This window comes from Enterobacter cloacae complex sp. OE43NF, from assembly GCF_023544405.1.
In the GTDB taxonomy this organism is placed as follows: domain Bacteria; phylum Pseudomonadota; class Gammaproteobacteria; order Enterobacterales; family Enterobacteriaceae; genus Enterobacter; species Enterobacter cloacae.
Genome location: NZ_JAMJFW010000095.1, coordinates 1 through 5,029, shown reverse-complemented (window position 1 = coordinate 5,029; position 5,029 = coordinate 1). Strand labels below are relative to the sequence as shown.

Sequence of the window (5,029 nt, the reverse complement as noted above, 5' to 3'; positions counted from 1 at the left end):
AGTTTCCTATCGGTATTGAACCTGATACCGAACCGATACCCAAAAAAATAGCTATCAAGGCTAGCGACAACGAAATTAGTAGTATTGCTACGGTATTCACTTTGTCCATTTAGAGGATTCCCTCAGGCTCTGCCGCCTCTTTATCGCCAATTGCCATGTAATGAGTTGTTAATTTATTGATTTTAAAAATTTATTTTAACAGGCAACAAAAAACCCATCAACCTTGAACCAAAACGGCGGGGTTGATGGGCTCCACAAATTGGGGACATCAAAGAAAAGCAGTGGCACTAGTTATGACTGCCCCCTGATAAAAAAGTTCTGCGCGTAACGAAAATTTTTTCAACCACGCGTAAACTTAGGAGTTATCCGAGTCCAGGCCAGATGATGATGATCAGCGTACCTGCCAGCGTAAGCAGTACGTTAGCGATAGCGTAGGTGCCCGCATAACCCAGCGCCGGGATGTTGCTGCGGGCGGTATCGCTGATGATTTCCATCGCTGGCGCACAGGTACGCGCACCCATCATTGCCCCGAAGAGCAGGGCGCGGTTCATGCGCAGCACGTATGCGCCGAACAGGAAACAGATCACCACCGGTACCAGGCTGACGATAAGTCCGGAAACCAACATTTGCCAGCCAACGGCGCCCAGGCTGTGGCCAATGCCGCTCCCGGCGCTTAAGCCGACACCGGCCATAAAGACCATCAGACCGAACTCTTTCACCATGTTCAGCGCGCCCTGCGGAATGTAGCCAAAGGTTGGGTGGTTCGCTCGCAGGAAGCCCAGCATGATCCCGGCAAAGAGCAGCCCGGCGGCGTTACCGATGCCAAAGCTAAAGTTGCTGAACTGGAAGGTGATCATCCCAATCATCAGGCCAACAATAAAGAAGGCGCAGAAGGCCAGCAGGTCGGTGACCTGGCTGTGAATGGAGATAAAGCCGATGCGGTCGGCGACGGTTTTTACGCGGCGTGCGTCGCCGCTGACCTGCAACACGTCACCTTTATTCAGGACGACATTATCGTCGATAGGCATCTCAATCTGGCTGCGGATCACGCGGTTCAGGAAGCAACCGTGGTCGGTCAGCTTCAGCTGCGCCAGACGACGGCCGACGGCGTTGTGGTTTTTCACCACAATCTCTTCGGTGACGATACGCATGTCGAGCAGGTCGCGGTCGAATACCTCTTTACCGTTACGGAAGCTTGGGTCCAGCCGCGCATGGGCATCCGGATAACCCACCAGCGCGATGTCGTCGCCCATCTGCAGTACCGCGTCGCCGTCCGGGTTCGCCAGAATGCCGTTACGGCGGATACGTTCGATATAACAACCCGTCTGGCGGTAAATCCCTAACTCGCGCAGATTTTTACCGTCCGCCCAGGCGACCAGCTCTGGCCCGACGCGATAAGCGCGGATCACCGGAAGATAAACTTTTCGTTTGGAGTCCGTGTCCAGACCACGCTCGCGGGCGATTTGCTGGGCGCTGGTCTGCAGATCCTGATGCTGCAGTTTCGGCAGATAGCGTGCGCCTACAATCAGGCTTACCAGACCAATCAGATAGGTCAGGGCATAGCCCAGGCTCAGGTGATCGAGTGCGGTAGAAAGCTGTGCCCCGGCCATGCCGGAATGGCGCAGGGTATCGCCTGCACCCACCAGAACCGGTGTCGAGGTCATGGAGCCTGCCAGCATACCGGCCGTTAACCCGATATCCCAGCCAAACAGTTTACCCAGCCCTAACGCGATCAGCAGCGCACTGCCGACCATCACCAGCGCCAGCATCAGATAATTTTTGCCGTCGCGGAAGAAAATGGAAAAAAAGTTAGGACCCGCTTCCACACCAACACAAAAAATAAACAGCATAAAACCTAAGTTAAGCGCGTCTGTGTTAATGCTGAAATGCTGCTGACCTAATAATAAGGAGACGACTAAAACGCCAATGGAATTACCAAGTTGTACTGAACCCAGGCGCAATTTACCCAGGCAAAGGCCCAGCGCCAGTACCACAAATAATAACAGGATGTAATTCCCATTTAACAAGTCTGCGACGTTTATATTCACGGAGGCTAACTTCTTGTTTACCAGTAAGTTGTTGAATGAAAGGACATTTTGGGCTACTGTTTTCAGTGCCAGGGAATACTTCTACACTCCCTGCGGCCAAAAAAATTCCCTAAGACAATAGCAGCTGGATAGTTTAATCGCATTAGCTACCAACGGCTACTCATTATCGCATAACCGTATGCGGGTTTTGGCAAGGATTGCCGCATAACTTTATCCGATCGGGTGTCCACGCGACGAAACTTTATTTGATAGAGAAGTCAGGAGGATAATTTGAACATTAAAGGAAAATGGGCAGGGGCGATAAGCTGTTTCTTACTGTTCACCGTTGTCTGTATGTCATTAGCGTTTAATGTTAAGGGGGCATTCAGAGCCTCCGGGCATCCGGAACTGGGACTGCTCTTTTTCATTCTGCCTGGCGTGGCCGCGAGTTTTCTCTCGCGCGAGGGCGAGGTTGTTAAGCCGCTGTTAGGGGCAATGCTGGCGGCACCGCTGTGTCTGGTGCTGATGCGGTTGCTTTTCGTGTCCACACGAAGCCTCTGGCAGGAGCTGGCCTGGCTGCTGAGCGGCGTATTCTGGTGCGCGCTCGGTGCGCTGTTTTTCCTGTTTCTTCGCACTCTGATACGGCATCAACGGTTACATAATAAAAAAGAATGAGGACGCCGTTGCGCCCTCATTGCGTCCTCATAACGGCAGCACGGTTCCGCCGGGCAATTGCACCCTCATTGGCCCCAGGATGCTATTCATCAGGAGATCGCCATCCGGCATAAACTCCATCTGCGCGTAAATGCCGTTGCCGCAGATATTGTCGTTAAATACGGTACTGTGCACGGTTTGCCCGGTATTCCAGTCCATACCTACCACCTTCCATCCGCCGTTATTGCGATAGTAACCGCTGGTATAAACCGTATTACTCGCAGAACTGATGGCCGGGATCATGGTGTTGGAGCAGATATCTGCCCGGCTCCAGGTTGAGCTCCAGCTGTGACTGACGGGATCCCAGGCAAAGCGCTCAACGCCCTGAGGGGAATCAAGGATTGGGCCGCGCGCCAGCGCGTCGGTAAGGGCGACTCCCGTACCGGTGCCTGCGCCTACGTTATTAACCACAAAGGCACCGTAGTCCTGAATCGCCACGGACTGATCGCTCTGGATGTATTCAGTGCTCAGCGGCAGACCGCAGGTTACCGGGATAATCCCCGCAATGCGCTCGCTGAACCCGGTTGGGATCGCATCGCGCCAGAAAGCCACCAGACTCATTCGCTTCTTACCGTCGGTGATCACTACCAGCTTATCGGCATCGCTGCCGAACCCCATTAATGTCGGCGTAGCCCCTGAACCCGAGCCGAAGATGGTCGGGTAGGTATCACCGGTGGGATAAGAACTTACCCATGCGCCATCGGCCGGATCGGCAGAGAGCGTGCTGCCTGTCCAGACGACTTTATGCATCAGCTTATCCGAGACGACATAAATACCGCCGTGTTCATCTACCGCCGCCGAGTTTGAAACATACTCATCGGCTCCCAGCGTCAGGGTATGCACCGGGCCAGAGAAGGTGCGAGAAACGACCGAAATGGACCGCGTGCCCAGCACAACCAGATTCCCGTCATAGGTCAACACGAGACCTGTGATGGCCTGTCCTTCCGGAATAAATGCCGAGGTATCCAGCGTGCGTTTAATGCTTATCCCCAATAACGGTAAATCAGGAACATTCAACCCAACGGCATAGACTTTTGTGCCGTAGTTAGCGAACAAGGTATTGGTGTTATCCACAAGGCAATAGGCACTGTTAATTCCCCCGGAAGGGGTAACCGGTGAGAGTTGAGAAGAGATCCCTTCGATCACGCCAGGTGAATCCAGAGGTTGGGTGAGTAGTGTCACCAGCAGGTCTATGGGAAACTGAGTCAGCCCCGGAACGGGAAGGCGTGCTACGGGTGTAAAGGCATTACCGCTGGTACTGATATAGGTAATGCCGGTCCAGGTAACTCCCCACATATAATCGGGTGAGGGGGAGGCGAGGGTCATGATGTTAATGGGACCATTGACCGCCTGCGGTAGAGCAGGCGTGAGCGGTAACGACGCATGCACTGTACTTTCACCCGACGGAACCGGAAACGGCAGCGAGTCGGATTGAGAAGAGTCGAAGTGTGTGATAGCGGCTTTAGGGGCGGCGAGATAAGTATTCACGACAGGGTTCATGGTGTATCTCCACGGGGTAACCTGCATAACGGACGTTGCCCAGCGTCAGGCGACGTCCTGCCCGGAACATAATTTTACTGTATATGTATACAGTATTTTGAGTTCGTTCAGAAAGTATAATCAGACCGCCCGGCTTCGCCAGAGAAAATGAAAAATTTTTAATGTATTGATTTTTATAGATTTATTTTTAAGTTGTCTGCGTAACAGGTTGAGGTGGGGAGCCCGGACTTCATCGTAAAGATCATTTGTGAAGAAATACGCAAGGGGGTATTGAAAGGTCTGTCCTGACGAAATGCGTCAAAACCCTATTTAGGGAAGGCCTTGTAAGTTGTTGATTTATTAACGATGAACTGAATGAGTAGAAAAAAGGGTTAAAGGCATCAGAATTGATTATTTTCTTTTATGACAATAGGATAGCGATGTTTGCTTTCAGTGCACTGCCGTACAGGCAGCTTAGAAATTTGAGCGCTTCAATCAATCCATTACGCCGCTGTGCACTGCCGTACAGGCAGCTTAGAAAAGGTGCTGCAGTTTACCCAGCAGCAGCTGGCGGTGCACTGCCGTACAGGCAGCTTAGAAATCATTGCTGCGCCCATGATGGACGGCATGGCCGTGCACTGCCGTACAGGCAGCTTAGAAAGTTATACTGAACCCTTTGGTGAAACTCATAACGTGCACTGCCGTACAGGCAGCTTAGAAAAGGGTTTGCGGCAGTCGTTCAAGCTGGCTTACGTGCACTGCCGTACAGGCAGCTTAGAAATGGCGCGTTAAGCGCTTGAGCCAGCCCA

Annotated in this window: 3 protein-coding genes and 1 CRISPR repeat array; of the genes, 1 reads left to right on the top strand and 2 read right to left on the bottom strand. The window is 52.5% G+C overall.

Going from position 1 to position 5,029, the window contains the following annotated elements:
- Window positions 1–362: 362 nt before the first annotated feature.
- On the bottom strand, window positions 363–2,048 hold the full coding sequence (locus M8370_RS22775; RefSeq protein ID WP_014169303.1) for an aspartate:alanine antiporter: 1,686 nt from the start codon (window positions 2,046–2,048) through the stop codon (window positions 363–365).
- Between the two features lie 270 nt (window positions 2,049–2,318).
- On the opposite strand from M8370_RS22775, the gene M8370_RS22770 reads away from it, so the two are divergent.
- Window positions 2,319–2,702: an inner membrane protein YbjM gene (locus M8370_RS22770; protein ID WP_013097375.1), complete on the top strand. Its 384-nt coding sequence runs from the start codon at window positions 2,319–2,321 to the stop codon at window positions 2,700–2,702.
- Between the two features lie 27 nt (window positions 2,703–2,729).
- Here the strand turns inward: M8370_RS22770 and M8370_RS22765 are convergent, their stop codons facing one another.
- Entirely contained in the window at window positions 2,730–4,241 is a 1,512-nt protein-coding gene (locus M8370_RS22765) for a hypothetical protein (protein WP_108453363.1), read from the bottom strand.
- A gap of 432 nt (window positions 4,242–4,673) precedes the next feature.
- Window positions 4,674–5,001: a CRISPR direct-repeat array (repeat unit 28 nt; unit sequence GTGCACTGCCGTACAGGCAGCTTAGAAA).
- Window positions 5,002–5,029: the final 28 nt, after the last annotated feature.